Origin of the sequence: Pseudomonas sp. HN11 (assembly GCF_021390155.1) — a bacterium.
Classification (GTDB): Bacteria; Pseudomonadota; Gammaproteobacteria; order Pseudomonadales; family Pseudomonadaceae; genus Aquipseudomonas.
On record NZ_CP089985.1, the window covers coordinates 3,278,095 to 3,295,631 of the forward strand.

The window sequence follows — 17,537 nt, forward strand, 5'->3', positions numbered from 1 at the left end:
CATGGCCCATACCTTCACGCCCTCCTCGCTCAGCCCGCGCGCGGGGCGTTTCGACCTCGACAGCCTTGCCGCCATCGAAGCCCGCGTAGAACTCGCCGCTTGCCTGCAGCTGGCGGCGCTGCATGGCATGGAAGAAGGCATCTGCAATCACTTTTCGGCGACGGTGCCGGGGCATGACAACGTGTTTTTCGTCAATCCGTTCGGCTACGCCTTCGAGGAGATCACCGCCTCCGATCTGTTGGTGTGTGATTTTCACGGCAACGTGATCGACGGCGACGGCACGCCCGAAGCCACGGCGTTCTACATCCACGCCCAGCTGCATCAACAGCAGCCGCGCATCAAGGCGGCGTTCCATACCCATATGCCCAACGCGACGGCGCTGTGCCTGCTGCAAGGCCCGCCGTTGTTGTGGCTGGGGCAGACCGCGTTGAAGTTCTATGGGCGCACGGCCGTGGATGAGGATTACAACGGCCTGGCGCTGGATAACCGTGAAGGTCAGCGTATCGCCGCAACGTTGGGCGATGCCGACATTTTATTCCTGAAGAATCACGGTGTGATGGTGGCCGCACCGAACATCGCCGAGGCCTGGGATGATTTGTATTACCTGGAGCGTGCGGCGCAGGTACAGTTGAAAGCCATGGCCAGCGGGCAGCCACTCAAGCCGATTGACCCCGCAGTGGCGCAGTCGGCGTATGAGCAGATGCGTGAAGGCGACCCGGCGAGTGCGCGGGCGCATCTGGACAGTGCGATGCGGCGGTTGAAGCGGTTGGGGTCACACTTCGACCAATGATCCACCCACCAGTTTAAACCTGGCTCAAGACACAAGCGGGCTTGCTCGCGAATGCGCAGTGTCAGTCGATGCATGCTTCACTGATACACCGCCTTCGCGAGTAAGCCCGCTCCCACATTTGGAATCGTGTCTACCTGGTTACTGCGCGTTGGCCTTGGCCGCATCATTGATGATCGCCACCACCCGCGCGGGGTTCGACACCATCACCACGTGAGACGCGCCCTTCACATCCACGGTTTCCTTGGAGCCCGCACGGTCGGCCATGAATTTAAGCGCGGCCTCGGGAATATTTTTGTCCGCTGAGCCGTATATGAAGTAGGACGGTACGGTTTTCCAGGCGGGGTCACCCGACGGCTCCTTCAGCGCGGCTTCGGTGATCGGGCGTTGTCCGGCGGCCATCAACTGGGCTTCCTTGGACGATACGTCGGCGGCGAACTGGCTGTTGAACTTGTCTTGCTGGATGTACAGGTCGGTCACGCCGTCCTTGGAGATCACAGGTTTGTCCAGGGTCGGGCCCAAGGTGCCGCCTGGGTAACGGCCGGACAGCTCAAAGGCGGTCTCGCCTTTTTCCGGGGCGAACGCGGCGACGTAAACCAGCGCCTTGACCTTGTTGCTGCCATGCACGGCGTTGGAGATCACCGAGCCGCCGTAGGAGTGCCCCACCAGAATCACCGGGCCTTGGGTGTGTTCGACGATGTCGGCGACGTAGTCCGAGTCGGTCTTGACACTGCGCAGCGGGTTGGCCACGGCGACTACCGGATAGCCTTCGGCCTTGAGGCCGGCGATCACGCCGTTCCAGCTGGAGGCGTCGGCGAATGCGCCGTGCACCAGTACCACGGTGGCTTTCTGCGGGGCGGCGAAACTGGCAGTAGCGACACCAAAGGCCAATGCACCGGTGATGAGGGCAGCGGCGACGCGGGAGAACTTGAAGGTTTTCATGGACGTTTGCTCCGTTGGGGTTAGCGCTCAAGGCGTTGAACGTGAGGTCATGATGCCAAAGCGCATTTTACATATGGAGGCTAATAGTCGAATATATGGTGCAGATCGTCTAAAACTATTGATTTGATATCAGGTGATGCATGGATCGTTTGTCCACACTGTTGGTGCATTTCGGCATCGGTGCCGATACCTTTCACAGCGGGCCCTTGCACGGCGCCCTCGATACTCACGAGCTGCAGCAACGCGGCCGGGTCTACCTGCTCAAGGAAGGCCAAGCCAGCCTGGAAATGCCCGACGGTACCCTGCGCGTCCCCGAGCCCAGCCTGGTCTTGGTGCCGCGCCCCCTGCCCCATCGGCTGGTGGCGACAAAAGCGGACCGCGCCCAGGTGGTGGCGGCGTCGCTGCGCTTTGATGGGGGAATCGATAACCCGTTGTCCGTGGCGCTGACCGACACTATCGTGATGCCGCTCCAGCAAATCCCGATGATCGCCGGCACGCTGGATTGGTTGTTCGACGAAGCCTTTGCCGAACACTGCGGGCGCGAGGCAGTAATGAACCGGCTGTTCGAGTTGATGGTGATTCAATTCCTGCGCCACATGATGGCCTATCACAGCATGACCACCGGCATGATGTCGGGCCTGGCGGATCTGCGCCTGGCGCGGGCTATGACCCTGTTGCACAACAATCCTGAACGCCCTTGGACGGTGCAGGAAATGGCGGTGGAGTCGAACATGTCCCGCGCCAGTTTTGCCGCGCACTTCCATAAAGTGGTCGGCCAGACACCGGCTGACTATGTGCTGAGCTGGCGCGTGAGCCTGGCGCAGAAACGCCTGCGTGAAGGTCGCCCCATCGCGTTGATTGCCGATGAAGTCGGCTACGAAAGCCCCTCGGCGCTGGCCCGTGCGTTTCGGCGCAAGATCGGCACCAGCCCGCGTGAGTGGCTGCAGTTGCAGGTGCCGCTACGGGTCGAGCACGCCGCCGCTGTAGCTGTCGGATAGGCGCGTACCGGTGAACTTGGCGACCACCGAGCCCTGCGCCACCAGGCGCTCACGGTGGCCGGTGACCATGCGCCCGGTCTGGGCGGCGTGCAGGGGCACTTCGGAGTTTGGGTCACCGGGGCGGCCGATGATGCGCGCGAAACGCTGGCCTTCCTCCACATAGTCGCCCAGGTTCTTCTCAAACACCAATACCCCGGCGCAGGGTGCGAGGATGGTTTCCATGCAGCCCATGTCGACCACATCGCCTTGCCATTGGGCAATGTCGGCCACCTCGTCGATTACGCCGTTGATGCACAACCAGGCCCACAGCCCATCGCCATCCTGTTGCGCCAGGACATCGCTGACATCTGCTTGCCCACGCAACTCAATGGTTACCGCCAGTCGCGGCGAAGCGTGGTTGATGATGGTTTCTTCAAAGGAGCCATCGCCGCCTTCATCCCAGACGATCACCACGTCCACCTGCAAGGCCGCCGCCAGCGCGAGGCCTGGTTCAGGCCAGAAACGGCGGTGGATGTAGAGATAAGGCAACGCCTCGTCATCGGTGTGCAGGTCCAGCACCAGATCGGCATCGGCAGCCAACTGCACCAGGCGTTTCTGCCATTGCGCCAGGTTGCTCGCCGGACGCCCCATGGCCAGGGAATGATCGAAGGCACGGTTGAAGTTTTGCCCGGTGGTTTCATGAAAACGCCCAAGCAATTTGCCCTGGCGAAACTGGCCGATCCCAAACGGATTGGCCTGGGGCACCACGGTGACGCTGCCCTTGAGACGGCCCTGGTCCTGGCATGCCTGCAATCGCGGCAACAGCTGGTGCAACACCAGCATCCCGGCGATTTCATCGGCATGCACACCCGCTTGCAGGTGCACCTTCGGCCCGCTGCCGTCGCCGTCGAAACGCCAGGCCCCGATATGCAGCACATTGCCGGCGTCGCCGGTGACTTGCCACGAAAGGTCTTTTGCCATGCCTTGCCCTCCTCTGTTCAATTAATCGGTAGAGATTGAACACGTGTTCAACTAACCTGAGCGCTTTGTTGTTTTATCAAAGGCCTGCCCATGACCGTCGCCCCCCCCAAACCGCGCCGCGCCGACCCCGACGAACGCCGGGACCTTTTGATTGCCGCCACCCTCACCTGCCTGGCCCGTGATGGGCATGCCGGGATTTCCGTGCGGCGCATCGCGACCGAGGCCGGGGTATCGGTGGGATTGCTCAACCACCATTTCGGCAGCATCGATGCGCTGATCGCCGAGACCTACCACAAGCTCGCCAATGAGCTGACCACTGCCCTCTGGGCGCAAGTAGAACAGGCCGAAGGTCCCGCCGCGCGGCTGGACGCGTTTCTCAGCGCCTCGTTCTCGCCCCGGGTCATGGACCCCGATCTGCTCGGCGTGTGGGTGGTGTTCTGGAGTCTGATCCGCCATTCACCTCACGTGAACCAGTCTCACGAAAACAGCTATCACGCTTACCTCGCATTGATCCGACAACTGCTGGACGATCTGGCCCGCAGTGAAAACCTGGTGATCCACGACAGCCATCTGGCCGCCATCGGCTTATCGGCGATGCTCGACGGACTCTGGCTCGAGGGGTGCCTCAACCCTGGCACCTTCAGCCCCGCCAACGGGCTGCACATCTGCCGCTGCTGGGTACAGGGGCTGCGTCACGGCGCATTCGGCGCCCACCACGTCTTGTGATACCGGGCGCCGTGCGCTGAGCATGGCGAGGGTGCCGCTGATAGCGATCAACACTGCGCCGATGATCAACGAGCCCTCCATCCGCGTGCCCCACACCAGGCTGCGCCAGAACAGAATGGTGAACACCGAGTAATCCGCCACCAGCCACTTGACCACCGCGTCCTGCAGCGCCAGGAACAAGTAAGCCAGCGAGCACAGGGCAACCCCTTGCAGCGAGCGATCCGGTTTTTTCATCCGGCCGATCTGCGCAGCGGCGTGCCGCGCCGCTCCGCGATGGCGTAGACACCTTCGATCAGGAAGGTCAGGCACAGGTAGACACCGGCCACCAGCAGCAACGGTTGGTAGATCTGCAAGGTTTGCGCCCGCACCACATTGGCAGCGCCCAGCAGGTCGACCACGGCGATGGTCGAAGCCAGCGCGGTGGATTTGAGCAACATCACTGTCTCCCCCGCCAATGTCGGTAACAACAGGCGCATCGCCCGTGGCAATCGCACGCGCAGCAGTGCCTGACTGGGCGTCATGCCGAATGCCGACGCGGCTTCCATTTCGCCCTTGGGCACCGCCAGCAGGCCGCCGCGAATCACCTCGCCCACATAGGCACCGACCGACAACACCAGGGCAAACACGATGTACCAGTAGCCATCGCGCAGATACGGCCACAGGAGACTGCCGCGAATTATCGGGAACTGGGCGAACAGACTGCCCAGCCCATAGTAGAAAATGTAGATCTGGATCAGCAGCGGCGTACCGCGCACTACGCTGGTGTAAGCCAGCGCGCTACGGGCCAGCCACTTGCGCCGCGACAATCGCGCCAGCGCCACCAGCACCGCCAAGGCAAAACCCAGCACCGCCGAAATCACCAGCAACGACAAGGTGGTCTGCAATCCCTTGGCGATCAGCATGGCGTAATAGCTTATCCACTCAGGCATGCGCCCCTCACTCGACAACCGGCATCCAGCGACGGATACGTCGCTCCAGACGCCCGGACAGGTAGTTGGAAGCCAGCGTCACCAGGTAATACAAGGCGGCGGCCGTGAGGTAAAACAGCAGGTATTGACGGGTCGAGCCCGCCGCCTGCTTGGCTGTGTACAGCAACTCGTTGGTGCCGACCACGCTGATCAGGGCGCTGTCCTTGATCAAGTTGATCCACAAGTTGGACATGCCGGCCAACGCAAACGGCGCCATGATCGGCAAAGTCACCCGGCGAAACAGACCAAACCCACTCAAGCCAAACGCCCGGGCCGCTTCGATCTGGCCGTGGGGAATCGCCAGAATTGCCGCACGGAAGATCTCCGACGCGTAGGCGCCTTGGACCAGGCCCAACACCAGGATCGCCACGAGCGGGCCGCTGATATTCATCTGCTCGAAACCCATCCACAGCATCAGTGCATTGAGGCCCATGGAGCCTGCGTAATACAGCAGCAGGATCAGCAGCAATTCCGGCACAGCGCGAAACACCGTGGTGTAGCCACGCATCAGCAGCGCAATCGGCCGTGGCGCACTGAGCTTGGCGCAGGCCACCACCAGGCCGATCAACAAGCCCACCGCAAACGAGCCGGCGGAGATCTGCAGGGTCATCCATAACCCTTTGAGCAACGCATTGCCCCACCCTTGTTCGCCGAAGCTTAAGAGGTCGAACATTATTCGGTCTTCTGGGCGACTTGTTGATACGGGCTGTCACAGGTCTTGCTGATAAACGCCGGGGTGTCGCCGCGCTTGCAGGGGCTGACCGACAGGCCGAAGTAGTGCTGCGACAGGTCGTCGTAATCCTTGCTCACCAGCAATTCGCCGATGGCTTTATCCAGTCGAGCCTTGAGCGCAGTGTCTTCCTTGCGCAGACCGGCGCCGACGCCCCGGCCGATGATCGGGTCGTAAGGCACGCTGGCGATGTGGGCCAGGCCGCTGGCTTCCGGGGTCTTGACCATCATGGCGATGGCGGTGTCGTCGGCCATCATGTAGTCAATACGCCCGGCGATCAGGTCGGCGTTGGCCGATTCCTGGGTGTCGTAGTACTTAAGGTCCGCGATGTTTTCGTAGTACTTCTTCAAGTAGTTGGCACTGACGGTGGAGATCTGTACGCCGATCAATTTGCCCTTGAGGCCCGCCGGGGAGATCTCGACTTCGCTGCCTTTGGGCCCCGCGACGCCTAACAGAGAGTCGTAGTAGGCGCGGCTGAAGGCGATCTGTTTTTCGCGCTCGTCGGTCACCGACATCGACGAGAAAATCACGTCGATCTTCTTTGCCAGCAACGAAGGAATGATGCCGTCCCACGCCACTTCCTTGATCTGGCACTCGGTTTTCATGCCTTCGCAGAGTTTGTGGATCAAGTCCACTTCAAAGCCGGACCACTGGCCGTTGCCGCCTTTAACGGTGAATGGCGGATAGGGTTCTGCGGCGACCGCAAACACGGTGGGCTTCTGCGCCGCCTGGGTAAAACCTGCGGCCAACATCAACACTGCACTGTTCAACCACGTTGCCATACGCTTGGATTTCATGATTTTGCCCCGTCTTTTTATGGAGTTAGCGAGTTTGATGCGCGTTGACGAACTGTCGGCAACGTTCACTGCGTGGGTCGATAAACACCGCATCCGGCGAGCCGGTTTCTTCGATCATGCCTTGGTGCAGAAACGCCACTTTCGACGACACATCCCGGGCGAACGCCATTTCATGGGTGACCAGGATCATGGTGCGGCCTTCCTCGGCCAGGGAGCGGATCACCCGCAGCACTTCACCCACCAGCTCCGGGTCGAGGGCCGAGGTGGGTTCGTCGAACAGCATGACTTTGGGGCGCATGGCCAGCGCACGGGCAATTGCCACCCGCTGCTGCTGGCCACCGGACAGGAATGCCGGGTATTCGTTGCGCTTGGCGGCAAGGCCAACGCGATCGAGCAAGGCTTCGGCACGTTCGATGGCCTCGGCGCGGCTTTCGCGCAGGACCTGGGTGGGGGCTTCGATGAGGTTTTCCAGGACCGTACGGTGCGGCCACAGGTTGAAATTCTGGAACACCATGCCCAGGGTCGAGCGGATGCGTACCAGCTGTTTGGCGTCCGCCACCAGAGGAGCACCGGGGCGGTCGTAGTTGAGTTTAATGCTTTCCCCGTCCACATGAATGCTGCCCTGGTCCGGCACTTCGAGCATGTTAATGCAGCGCAGCAAGGTGCTTTTGCCGGAGCCGCTGGCACCGATCAGCGAGATCACATCGCCTTCTTGGGCCGTGAGCGAAATGCCCTTGAGCACTTCGATATTGCCGAAGCGCTTGTGCAGGTCGATGACCTCGATCATTTTTTTGGCTTCGGCCGGCTGCACCACTTCGATCCTGGGTGCCGCTGCAATACGCGGCTCACTGGCCAGCTTGGCGACAAATTGCGCGATGCGTTGGCAGGCTTCGGCCAGGCGCTCCTCGCCCAAGGTGAAAGACAAGCGCACGAAACCCTGGGCCGGCTCGCCAAACGCGGCGGCATCGAGTACCGAAACACCGGCCTCACGGAACAAGCGCCAGGCAAAATCGAGGGAGCCCAGGCCGGTGTCGCGCACATCCACCAGCACAAACATCCCGGCTTGCGGCACCTGCACCTGGATGCCAGGGCACGCACTGAGCGCCGCCACCACCAGGTCGCGCCGGCACCGATAAATCTCGCGCATGCCCTGGGTGACTTCGTCATGGGCCAACACGGCGGCGATGGCGGCTTCCATTACAAAGCCTGGCAGCCCGTAGAGCATGCTCAGTACCAGGGTTTGCGCGTGGGCGACCATCTGCGGCGTGGCGATGATCCAGCCGATGCGCCAACCCGTCATGGCGTGGGACTTGGACAAACTGCCAATCACCACGCAACGCTCGGCCATGCCCGGCAGCGCGGCGAGGCTGAGGTATTCGCCGTCAAATACCAGGCTTTCATAGACCTCATCCACCACCACCCACAGGTCATGGGCGATGGCCAGGTCGGCAATGGCTTGCAGCTCGTGCGTGTTGAGTACCACGCCGGTGGGGTTGTTCGGGTTGGAGAAGAAAATCGCCCGGGTGCGCGGTGTGATGGCAGCGGCGAGCAACTGCGCATCGAGGCGAAAGCCTGATTCCGGCGAACACGGTACCCGTACCAGCGTCGCGCCGCTGGCCTTGAGCGTAGCTTCGTAGGTGACGTACATCGGGTCGAGCACCAGCACCTCATCACCGGCCTGCAACAGACACAGTGAGGTCACGAACAAAGCGTTCTGCGCGCCGGCCACGGTGATGACGTGTTCGGCAGTCAACGGACGGGCCAGGGTCTGGCTGTAGCGTGCGGCGATTGCATCCCGCAGTGCCGGGCGGCCAGGAATTTCGGTGTAATGGGTGTCGCCATCGCGCAAGGCCTGTATGGCGGCATCGGTGATAAAAGAGGGCGTGGCAAAATCCGGGTCGCCGACGCTGAGGATGATGATGTCTTCGCCCTGGCTTGCGGCATGAAACGCGGCGTGGTGGATGTCCCAGGCGGCTACGCCCTGCCCTGCAATTCGTTCGACGAAGGGGGAAAACCGCATGCCAGAGCCTCTCGTTCAAGAAGAAACAGCGCGAACCCGTTCAGGCACAAACGGGTGGATGCGGTCAACATAGTTCAAACTGAACAGTCGTTCAATGGGTAGATCTGGCCCTGTGTCGTTTATTGGCCAAAGAGGTCGTTGTGGTGATTGCGCGAGCTTTATAGCTGGCTCATCAGGTCGCAGCGATAGTCCTGCAACTCACCGGCCGAGCCGAGGTTTAACTCCCTCAGCATCACATGGGTGCTCAGCAGCACGAAATTCCCATCGGCGCGTGGGGTCATCAGCAGGCTGTACTGGCTCATGGAGTCACCCCGGGCGTCCACGTAATCACGCAACACCGCAAGCGGATCGTGCACCTCGGCATCGGCAGCCGACAGTATCCGGGCGTTGTAGGTATGCCCCATCAGTTGCACTGGCAGTGTCCGCCACTGTTCATCCAGGGTTTGCTGATTGAGCGCAATGTAGACGTCCGGGCGCAGGCAGGCGATATGCACATGCAACTGGTTTTGCGAGCGGCCGTAGCGAGAGTTGATCGCTACCGAAATGAATTGATCGGCAATGGGTTTTTTCAGGCCGTCGGACAACACCCGGCGGTGCTGCCACGCCTGAGCGAAGTAATGCGGTAACAGCTGGCGGCCGAGGGCCACGTCTTCAATGCCGGTGACCTTGTCCGCAGGCATGAGCAGGTCATGCAGCGGACCGTTGCGATCTTTGAACAGGACGTAGCCTCGGTCCAGGTCCACCGCCAGGCACGGGTCGGGCTTGTGCTGCTGTTGCTGATTGGGCACGCATTGCTGGCTGACGATGTGCCACAAGGCATCCGGGTTACCCCGCCATTTCCAGGCGCCCAGCACCACCAGCCCACAGAGCAAACCACCAGCGATCGTGAATACGGTACCGCGCTTCATGCAAAAACCTCGTAGTACAGGGATGTTGTTTTGTTGCGGGCGACATCCCTGTCGCAGGGTTAACGCTTGGAGGGGGCCATAAATTCCGGGCCGATCGGATCTTTTACCGTGCTGGCCAGAATACGGTCGATATGCGTCAAGTCTTCGGGTGTCAGGTGCCAGCCGAAGATTTCTTCATAGCCCTTCAATTGCTCCGGCCTACGGGCGCCCCACAGGGCGATGGTCGGTCCTTGGTCAAGCACCCAGCGCAAGGCCAGGGCAAGCACCGACTTGCCGTGGCACTCGCGGGCGTACATATCCAACGCGGCCACAGCGGCGAGGTATTGCTCGAAACGTGGCGCCTTGAACTTGGGGTCGAGCTTGCGCACATCATCGCTGACAAATCTCGTGGCAGAATGCATGCTGCCGCTGAGCAAGCCCCGACACAGCGGGCCGTAGGCCAACACCACCAGGGAATGCTGCTTGGCGTAGGGCAGAATGTCGCTGTCGATGGCGCGTTCGAACAGATTGTAGGGCGGCTGCACGGTGGCCAGCGCGGTGTACTGGCTGAAGTCGTCCATCTGCGCGGAGGAATAGTTGCTCACACCGACGGCGAGGATCTTGCCTTCGCGGCGCAGGCGCTCCAGTTCATCAGCGGTTTCTTCCTGGGCTACCAGCGGATCGGGCCAGTGGATCTGGTACAGGTCGATGTAGTCGGTTTGCAGGCGCCCCAGGGAGTCTTCGACTTCCTTGCGGATCCGCTGGGCCGTGGCGTTACGCCGGGTGGTGCCGGTGTCCCATTGCAGCCCGGCCTTGGTCGCGATCACCGCACTGTGGCGCACGCCTTGCAGGGCCTTGCCGATCAACTCTTCGGACAGGCCAAAGCCGTACACCGGTGCGGTGTCGATCAGGTTGATACCGATTGCCAGGGCATGGCGCAGGGTGCGGATGGCTTGTTCAGTATCCGCCCCGCCCCACAGGTGCCCGCCCATGGACCAGGTGCCGAGGGCAATCCGCGAGACCGCTTGTTCGATGCCGGCAATTCTGATGGTCTCAACGTGCATAAAAAAATCCCATGGCGCGTAATAATGCTTAGAAAAACAATTACTCTAAGTCATCCACGGTTGAATCGGGCTCAACGCCGCATGCAGCCGAATTCCTGCACAAGAGGCTTGAAATGGCTGCTTTCGACCGCTCCGAACTGGCTGATCTCAACGTGTTCATGGCCATCATCCGCCGCCGCAGCTTTCGCCATGCCGCCCACGAGCTGGGCGTGACCACTTCGGCGTTGAGCCACACCATGCGCAACCTGGAAACCCGCCTGGGAGTGAAGCTGTTGTATCGCACCAGTCGCGCCGTCGAACCCACCGATGCGGGCACTTTGCTGGCAGAAAAACTCACCCAAGGCTTTGCCACCATCAAGGACGGCCTGGACACCTTGGAGCTGTACCGCGAAGCACCAATCGGCCGGCTGCGCCTGAACGTGCCGCGGGATGCGGCAGTGTTGCTGCTGGCGCCGATTCTTGGGGACTTTTGCGCGGCCTATCCGCAACTGCGCCTGGACCTTATCGTGCAGGACCAGATGATCGACATCATCGCCGAGGGCTACGACGCCGGTATCCGCTACGGCGCCACCGTGCCGCAAGACATGGTGGCGGTGCCGTTGACCGACGCGCTGCGCTGGATCATGGTCGCCTCCCCCGCTTACCTTGCCCGTCGAGGCACACCGCAGGTGCCCAAAGACCTGCTGCAACATGCCTGCATCCGCATGTATCTGGGCGACAGGACTACCTACAAGTGGGAATTAGGCAACGGCGCGCGCCAGCAACGCATCGACGTGCCCGGTCACTTCAGCGCGGCGGACACCGAAACCATCGTCAATGCCGCGCTGCAAGGCGTGGGCATTGCCTACTGCCTGTCCAACCGCGTGGAGCAGGAACTCAAGGATGGCCGGCTGGTGGAAGTCATGCCCGACTGGGCGTGCATGGGCGAGCCGCTGTGCATGTATTACCCGAGCCGGCGCCAGTCACAGCCAGGGCTGCGCCAGTTGATGGACATGATCCGCATGACAACCATTGGCTCACAGCTGATGGCGTCCCCTTGAGCGTTCTATCGCAGGGCAGGACTTGAGGTTGAAATATCAGGAAATTTTATAATGATTCAGCGTGGGGGAATCAATTCAAAGCGAATAACAACAATAGAGCTAGAGCCATCGGCGCAGAACACAACGATGGTGACCTCTCATTTCTCAGGCGATGTTCTTTATGAGCAGTGTTTCTAATCACATAATTGCACGGTCTGTACTTCAACAGTCTTCAGTGGAGCCTCTCCAGCAACCCTCCTCCTCGCCTCCCATCACGCGCAACGTGGACGAAAGTTCCAGGGCTGAAGGTGATCGCCTGTTAGCCATGGAGTATCACGCTGCATTGCTCGCCGGCGCCCAGGGCGAGACCGACGTCAAGATCCGCTCCATCCCGCCCCACTCCACGTTCGGCCAGTGGTGGGCACAGTTGCAAGATGCCTTTCAATCCCCCGAGGTGCTGCAGTGGATCCGAGACAAGGGTATCAACCCTTCATCAATCAGGCTCAATGCGTCCTCGGGCGAGATCTACTTTACCCTCAAACGCAGCCTGGACCCAAAAGAGGAGCGGCAAACGGTCGGGCAGGAAGACAGCCGCTGGGTCGCCATCAGTGAGCCTCTCCTCCGGACAGCACGCGTCGTCACCGCAGGACAGCCAGAAACAACGTTCAAGCCTCCAGCCACCGTGCTCAACGAACCGGTCCCGCTCCATATCGTCGGGCGCTTCTACAACGAATCGCACGACCTTACCGGGCCTGCAATGCGCAGCCGTGCGCAGGAAATTAATCGGGACCAGGGTTTCACACCACTTGATCCAACGACCTGCGCCGACCTGATCCAATCGCGCAGCGAGGACGCACTGCAAGAGCAAAAAGAATTATTGGGCGATATCGTCAATCGGCATCAGGCGGCCGCAGAACTGCGCCACCTGGCGACATCTGTAGAAAATGGTGTTGAGTACGACGGGCAGATCCTTGATGAAATGAGGTCCAGAAAGATCGATCTCGCGACTCACAGCACCTACCCGATGCCCGATGATGGCGAATCAACAGGGGTCAGACTGCTGGAATTTCTGGAGAATCATGGCTGGGATGTGCCGACCGATCACGCGCAGTTGGTGAACCTGGCAGCGGTGCTCTCAAGTCCGGCGCCTAAAGAGGCACGCTATGGCAACCTGGGTGGGGCGTTGTCCTGGCCCGAATCACTTCCCCCGGAAATTCAACGGCAGTTGCGGGCTGATGTACGGTCGGGCAAGGTCGGCGAAGTTAACTTCGGCGACTCTACAAATATTCTCGAATACCTGCTGGACAACAGACCGATTACGCCTGACGAGTTGAAGAACCCGCGCCGGTTGATCGAAACCTTGATTGATTCGCCCAGGGGCAAGGCCTTGGGCGAAGCGATGAACGCCCGATTCAACGCGCTTTCTGTAAAAGGCAGTGCCAGCGACTGGCTGATGGCGGCTTTGAACGTGGACCTCGGCGGCCAACTGAGTAGCCCTCTCGCCCAGCTCATAACGGCGGAGGATGGGGGTAAGCCGCCTTCGGCCATCGTCGAGAAATTGAGTCATTGGCTGAGTTCGTACGGGTACGCTTCAGACGCCGCGAGCGCGTCTGTTCAAGCGTATATCTTCCTGGCCAATCGAGCCCCCGAGTTTTTGGTCAAGAACATTCCGGAGCAAATCCGTGTCGGCTCCCATAGTTGGGTCTCCTTCACTACGGCGGTAGCCCGCATCGAAGCAAAAGCACCCGGGGCGAGCGCAACGATGGACTATGGGCAAATCATGCTGGAGGCCAGCAAGGCGCCGGTCTCTGCCGAAGAGCGGCAGGTTGAGTACGTAGCGCAAAACAAAGCCATCGAGCAGTGGGCTATCACTAACGGCATTACGGTCAACGACCCTGAAATGAAAACCGCACGCGAGGCTTTTAACACTCAGATCAGCGAGCTGCGGGAGGCGGCCGAAACGCAAGTTACAGAAATACCCAGCACTAAAGCCATTGCCCTGGAGCATTTGAAGAAAGCCTTCCCGGATATGGCGCCGGCAGAGTTTGAGCAAAAGAATCTCACCTTGCGGCCCTCCAACCGAAATTTCCCAGGGCCCTATTCAATCCTGGATTTTTACATTGACGGGCGTCCGCTGCGCGCATCACCTGATTCGGAGAGTAATTGGGATGAGATAGAACATACCTTCACTAAGCTTGTGTTGGGGGCCGAGACGCCTCCACCCCGTGGGCAGCCCACAACTTGGGTTTCTTCATCAAATAAGGTAGACGTCAAGGCCGTCGTGGAAAAACTCAAGGAACTTGCGCGTCCGCACGAAGCCTTCGCAGAACAGTTTCCCAAATACGCCAACTCAATCAAAAAGCTTACAGCTGCACAACTCAAACTTCTCATTTCAAACCTGCCACTGGAGGACCGCCAGAACCTGGAGTTTGGAAAGTTAACGATCCGCAAGGAATTGACTTACTACCGGCTTAGTTCGGCCAGCCGGGTTTCCGCGGGCGCACTGTTGCTGGAAGTCGAGCGTGACGGCAAGTCCATGACCTATGAAATCGACCGACTGAAGGGAACGATCACCAAACACCCTCACAAATCCTATGATGAATACGCTCCATCTACTAGTTTTATCCCGCAACGCGGCAAAAAGTTTGATGTCGTCAAACCTGATGGGCACCCGCCCGAAACAGCGGATGAGCACAAAAATGGGGAAGGCACGCCTTACAGCTTCAATAGCGCCAGAACCCGGTACATTGTTGATGCCATGATTGAGGACATGGAGTGGCCTGCACTGCAAGCGTACGCCAAGGGGCAAACCACTTTTGATACGGAAGTACCCCTGCACAAGAAACTCGAAGAGGTGGCGCTCAATCTGATCCCGTTCAGATCGGCCATTATCAATTTTTCAAAGGGCAATGTTGCCGAAGGCATTGTCGACCTGGCCTTCGATATCTTTGGCTTTGCCGTTGGCCTGGGGGCCGCGGCAAGGGGTGTAAAAGGCATTGCAGCGACTGCGTCGGCGCTCTCAAAAATAAGCCGTGTCGGCAAGATAATTGGTCGCGCAACATTGGGCGCTATTAATCCCCTAAGCGGGGTTGATGACTTGGCTCGCGGCGTATTCAACGGGGTACGCAGCCTTGCGGCAAGCGCCTACAAAGGTGTCAATCATTTGCGCGGTGCTCATCGCAGTGTGAATCTGCTTGAACTGGCAAAAAGGCCAGACATCGCCGAAGGCACCTACAAAACGGCGAATGGCGCGGCCGATACCCGAGCACTCGCCAAATTCGACGAGGCGACCCAGAAGTGGTACTCCATCAACCCAAGAACCCAAAAAATCTACGGAAAACCACTGAATAACTTTACGGCGGACACCTCCAGACTCACTGGTTCGGCTAACGCTGCCGGCACCTCACCGAGCCTGCTGGACAGGGGGCTGGCGAGAGATAATGTCATTCAGCTGGGGGGCGCTATGAAGGAATTCAAGATCATTGATTCCGAGGTGCATGTTTTCTACGACGTCTATAAGGGAACGGACCGCCTCAATATAGTTGCCCATGGAAAGCCTTATGTTTCCAACAATAAGATATTCGCGCGGAACAATGCAGATATCATCATTGGGGGTAAGTCCTATTCTGCATCAGAGTTGGTAGCACTGCTGAAATCGAAAGGTGTAGATCCGCAGAAGTTTGACAATGTCAGGTTGCTCATATGCCATTCCGCCGAAGGTGGCAGTAAATCTTTCGGTAGCCAGATGCAAAAAGTCATCAAGAAGCCCGTCAAAGCTTTCGAGGGCCCTGTCACCGCCTCTCATGACCCCACGGCTATTACGACGCTACGAAATAAATACCTGGCTACATTGAAAAAAACACACCCGGAAATGGCTGACACCTATGCGCAATTTCTTGCCAATGACAAGGTTCGCGCAGGCCTAGTTGGTAATGCAGTGTTGAAAGTAGAAAAGAATCACGGTTCGTTTATTAAAATCAACGTTGCTGGACTTGATGAAAAACCAATTCTGCTCGACCTACCGGTTATTTACAAACCTAAAAAATTCGGTTGAACACTGTAAGTGGTCCAACAGCAGCCCGGTTTAACTAGATTGAACCTGTTCCCGGCCGTGGTTCTCCAACCGGTATAGACCACGGCCCGGTGCACGTTCGATGACTTTTATTTTATGGATGGCCGTACTGGGCGCTGTTTTGCTCACCCTCGCGCTCACCTCCTCCTACCTGCGTTGGATGCCAGTCACCACCTCGGCGGTGTGCCTGCTCCTTGGCGTGGGGATCGGCCCACTGGGCGTTGACCTGCTGCATCTGGATATCAAAAACTCCGCGCGCTGGATGGAGCATCTCACCGAAGTCGCGGTGCTGTTTTCACTGTTTGTCAGCGGCTTGAAACTGCGTCTGCCCCTCAAGCACCGTACCTGGCGCATTGCGTTTGGCATGGCCGGGCCGGTGATGCTGCTGACCATCCTGGGAATCAGCTTGGCGCTGCATTACTTGTTTGCGCTGTCGTGGGGCGTGTCGCTGCTGGTAGGCGCGATCCTGGCGCCGACGGATCCGGTGCTGGCGGGCCTGGTGCAGGTCAATAACGCTCAGGATTACGATGCGCTGCGCTTCGGCTTGTCCGGCGAGGCGGGTTTGAACGACGGCACCGCCTTCCCTTTTGTGATTTTCGCCCTGCTGTTCATGCAACACGGCGGGTTTGACGGCGAGTGGCTGGGCGGTTGGGTGTTGAAAAACCTGATGTGGGCGGTGCCGGCCGGTTTGTTGATCGGCTACTGGATGGGCCGCGGTATTGGCCGCGTGACGCTGTGGCTGCGCATCACTAACAGTGACAGCACGCTCTCGCCCAATGACTACCTGACCCTCGCCCTGATTGCGCTGGCCTACGTGATCGCCGAGGCGGTGGGTGGTTATGGCTTTCTGTCGGTGTTTGCAGCGGGGCTTGGCTTGCGCCAGGCGGAATTCCGCTCCACCGGAAACTCGCAAACGCCTTCGGAGCATCTGGCATTGCCGGTGGTGGGCCATTTGGAAGTCGAGCCGGACCGCGCGTTGCAGGGCGATGTGAGCGAACTGAAGGACACCCAGATCGCCGCGGGCGTCATGATGGGCGACATGCTGTCATTCGGCAGCCTGGTGGAACGCTCGATGGAAGTGTTCCTGGTGACCGTATTGGGGATTGTGCTGATCAGCCACTGGGATTGGCGGGCATTGCCGATGGCGGCGTTGTTGTTTTGCGTGATTCGGCCGGTCAGTGTGCTGGCGATGCCCTGGGGGCGCCTGATTGACTACCCACAACGCGGCCTGATGGGATGGTTCGGCATTCGCGGGATCGGCAGCATTTACTACCTGTTCTACGCACTCAACCACGGGCTGATCGGCACCAGCAGCGCGGTGGCGGTGAACCTGACCCTGTCGGTGATTGCCCTGAGCATCGTCGTTCATGGCCTGAGTACCCAGCCAATGCTGGCGTGGTATGAACGACGTGCCAGGGTGAAGGCTCAGTCCTGATTCTCGGTATTGCCCACATCCGCCGCTTCATCCAGGTCGTTGAGCGGCACTTCTGCATCATCCATCAATGAGCCCGGGTCTTCATTGCCTGGGTCATTGAGTTCATCGTCGAGTTCTTTTGACATGACCGCC

Annotated in this window: 15 protein-coding genes; 6 read left to right on the top strand and 9 right to left on the bottom strand. The window is 59.6% G+C overall.

What is annotated here, in order from left to right:
* Position 1: 1 nt before the first annotated feature.
* Positions 2–790 (top strand): aldolase, encoded by a 789-nt coding sequence (locus LVW35_RS14920; RefSeq protein ID WP_233890859.1) that lies wholly within the window; start codon positions 2–4, stop codon positions 788–790.
* A 138-nt stretch (positions 791–928) separates the two neighbouring features.
* Here LVW35_RS14920 and LVW35_RS14925 read toward each other — a convergent pair whose 3' ends face one another.
* Positions 929–1,729 (bottom strand): alpha/beta fold hydrolase, encoded by an 801-nt coding sequence (locus tag LVW35_RS14925; RefSeq protein ID WP_233890860.1) that lies wholly within the window; start codon positions 1,727–1,729, stop codon positions 929–931.
* Between the two features lie 140 nt (positions 1,730–1,869).
* Here LVW35_RS14925 and LVW35_RS14930 point away from each other — a divergent pair, with 140 nt between their 5' ends.
* On the top strand, positions 1,870–2,727 hold the full coding sequence (locus tag LVW35_RS14930; RefSeq protein ID WP_233890861.1) for an AraC family transcriptional regulator: 858 nt from the start codon (positions 1,870–1,872) through the stop codon (positions 2,725–2,727).
* On the opposite strand, the gene LVW35_RS14935 is transcribed toward LVW35_RS14930, so the two are convergent.
* A complete protein-coding gene (locus LVW35_RS14935) occupies positions 2,689–3,687 on the bottom strand; it encodes a succinylglutamate desuccinylase/aspartoacylase domain-containing protein (RefSeq protein ID WP_233890862.1) in 999 nt (332 codons plus the stop codon). The two genes, LVW35_RS14930 and LVW35_RS14935, sit on opposite strands and share 39 nt — an antisense overlap.
* Before the next feature lie 90 nt (positions 3,688–3,777).
* Between LVW35_RS14935 and LVW35_RS14940 the strand changes: the two genes are divergently transcribed.
* Positions 3,778–4,413, top strand: a complete 636-nt coding sequence (locus LVW35_RS14940) for a TetR/AcrR family transcriptional regulator (RefSeq protein ID WP_233890863.1) — start codon at positions 3,778–3,780, stop codon at positions 4,411–4,413.
* Between the two features lie 230 nt (positions 4,414–4,643).
* Here the strand turns inward: LVW35_RS14940 and LVW35_RS14945 are convergent, their stop codons facing one another.
* From LVW35_RS14945 to LVW35_RS14975, 6 genes are all read right to left on the bottom strand, one after another.
* Complete coding sequence (locus LVW35_RS14945) at positions 4,644–5,342, bottom strand: ABC transporter permease (RefSeq protein WP_233890864.1); 699 nt, start codon at positions 5,340–5,342, stop codon at positions 4,644–4,646.
* Positions 5,343–5,349: 7 nt separating this feature from the next.
* On the bottom strand, positions 5,350–6,054 hold the full coding sequence (locus LVW35_RS14950) for an ABC transporter permease (RefSeq protein WP_233890865.1): 705 nt from the start codon (positions 6,052–6,054) through the stop codon (positions 5,350–5,352).
* Positions 6,054–6,908, bottom strand: a complete 855-nt coding sequence (locus tag LVW35_RS14955; protein WP_233890866.1) for a transporter substrate-binding domain-containing protein — start codon at positions 6,906–6,908, stop codon at positions 6,054–6,056. Before LVW35_RS14955 ends, LVW35_RS14950 begins: the two co-directional genes overlap by 1 nt.
* A gap of 25 nt (positions 6,909–6,933) precedes the next feature.
* Positions 6,934–8,928 carry an aminotransferase class I/II-fold pyridoxal phosphate-dependent enzyme gene (locus LVW35_RS28985; RefSeq protein WP_326489583.1) on the bottom strand — a complete coding sequence of 665 codons (1,995 nt, stop codon included), beginning with the start codon at positions 8,926–8,928 and terminating at the stop codon, positions 6,934–6,936.
* Positions 8,929–9,086: 158 nt separating this feature from the next.
* Positions 9,087–9,836 carry a CDP-diacylglycerol diphosphatase gene (locus tag LVW35_RS14970; protein ID WP_233890867.1) on the bottom strand — a complete coding sequence of 250 codons (750 nt, stop codon included), beginning with the start codon at positions 9,834–9,836 and terminating at the stop codon, positions 9,087–9,089.
* Between the two features lie 59 nt (positions 9,837–9,895).
* Positions 9,896–10,879, bottom strand: coding sequence for an aldo/keto reductase (locus LVW35_RS14975; protein WP_233890868.1), 984 nt, complete (start codon positions 10,877–10,879; stop codon positions 9,896–9,898).
* Between the two features lie 113 nt (positions 10,880–10,992).
* On the opposite strand from LVW35_RS14975, the gene LVW35_RS14980 reads away from it, so the two are divergent.
* From LVW35_RS14980 to LVW35_RS14990, 3 genes are all read left to right on the top strand, one after another.
* A complete protein-coding gene (locus tag LVW35_RS14980) occupies positions 10,993–11,919 on the top strand; it encodes a LysR family transcriptional regulator (protein ID WP_233890869.1) in 927 nt (308 codons plus the stop codon).
* 304 nt (positions 11,920–12,223) lie between these two features.
* On the top strand, positions 12,224–15,952 hold the full coding sequence (locus LVW35_RS14985; protein ID WP_233890870.1) for a hypothetical protein: 3,729 nt from the start codon (positions 12,224–12,226) through the stop codon (positions 15,950–15,952).
* Between the two features lie 100 nt (positions 15,953–16,052).
* Positions 16,053–17,405, top strand: coding sequence for a cation:proton antiporter (locus tag LVW35_RS14990; RefSeq protein WP_233890871.1), 1,353 nt, complete (start codon positions 16,053–16,055; stop codon positions 17,403–17,405).
* Here the strand turns inward: LVW35_RS14990 and LVW35_RS28930 are convergent.
* Positions 17,396–17,530: a hypothetical protein gene (locus tag LVW35_RS28930; RefSeq protein WP_014718417.1), complete on the bottom strand. Its 135-nt coding sequence runs from the start codon at positions 17,528–17,530 to the stop codon at positions 17,396–17,398. The genes LVW35_RS14990 and LVW35_RS28930 overlap by 10 nt on opposite strands.
* Between the last annotated feature and the right edge of the window lie 7 nt (positions 17,531–17,537).

Bases quoted from the DNA above. Each gene is read 5' to 3' on its own strand.
- LVW35_RS14920 (WP_233890859.1), top strand. From the start codon at position 2: ATGGCCCATACCTTCACGCCCTCCTCGCTCAGCCCGCGCGCGGGGCGT.
- LVW35_RS14925 (WP_233890860.1), bottom strand. From the start codon at position 1,729: ATGAAAACCTTCAAGTTCTCCCGCGTCGCCGCTGCCCTCATCACCGGT.
- LVW35_RS14930 (WP_233890861.1), top strand. From the start codon at position 1,870: ATGGATCGTTTGTCCACACTGTTGGTGCATTTCGGCATCGGTGCCGAT.
- LVW35_RS14935 (WP_233890862.1), bottom strand. From the start codon at position 3,687: ATGGCAAAAGACCTTTCGTGGCAAGTCACCGGCGACGCCGGCAATGTG.
- LVW35_RS14940 (WP_233890863.1), top strand. From the start codon at position 3,778: ATGACCGTCGCCCCCCCCAAACCGCGCCGCGCCGACCCCGACGAACGC.
- LVW35_RS14945 (WP_233890864.1), bottom strand. From the start codon at position 5,342: ATGCCTGAGTGGATAAGCTATTACGCCATGCTGATCGCCAAGGGATTG.
- LVW35_RS14950 (WP_233890865.1), bottom strand. From the start codon at position 6,054: ATGTTCGACCTCTTAAGCTTCGGCGAACAAGGGTGGGGCAATGCGTTG.
- LVW35_RS14955 (WP_233890866.1), bottom strand. From the start codon at position 6,908: ATGAAATCCAAGCGTATGGCAACGTGGTTGAACAGTGCAGTGTTGATG.
- LVW35_RS28985 (WP_326489583.1), bottom strand. From the start codon at position 8,928: ATGCGGTTTTCCCCCTTCGTCGAACGAATTGCAGGGCAGGGCGTAGCC.
- LVW35_RS14970 (WP_233890867.1), bottom strand. From the start codon at position 9,836: ATGAAGCGCGGTACCGTATTCACGATCGCTGGTGGTTTGCTCTGTGGG.
- LVW35_RS14975 (WP_233890868.1), bottom strand. From the start codon at position 10,879: ATGCACGTTGAGACCATCAGAATTGCCGGCATCGAACAAGCGGTCTCG.
- LVW35_RS14980 (WP_233890869.1), top strand. From the start codon at position 10,993: ATGGCTGCTTTCGACCGCTCCGAACTGGCTGATCTCAACGTGTTCATG.
- LVW35_RS14985 (WP_233890870.1), top strand. From the start codon at position 12,224: ATGGAGTATCACGCTGCATTGCTCGCCGGCGCCCAGGGCGAGACCGAC.
- LVW35_RS14990 (WP_233890871.1), top strand. From the start codon at position 16,053: ATGACTTTTATTTTATGGATGGCCGTACTGGGCGCTGTTTTGCTCACC.
- LVW35_RS28930 (WP_014718417.1), bottom strand. From the start codon at position 17,530: ATGTCAAAAGAACTCGACGATGAACTCAATGACCCAGGCAATGAAGAC.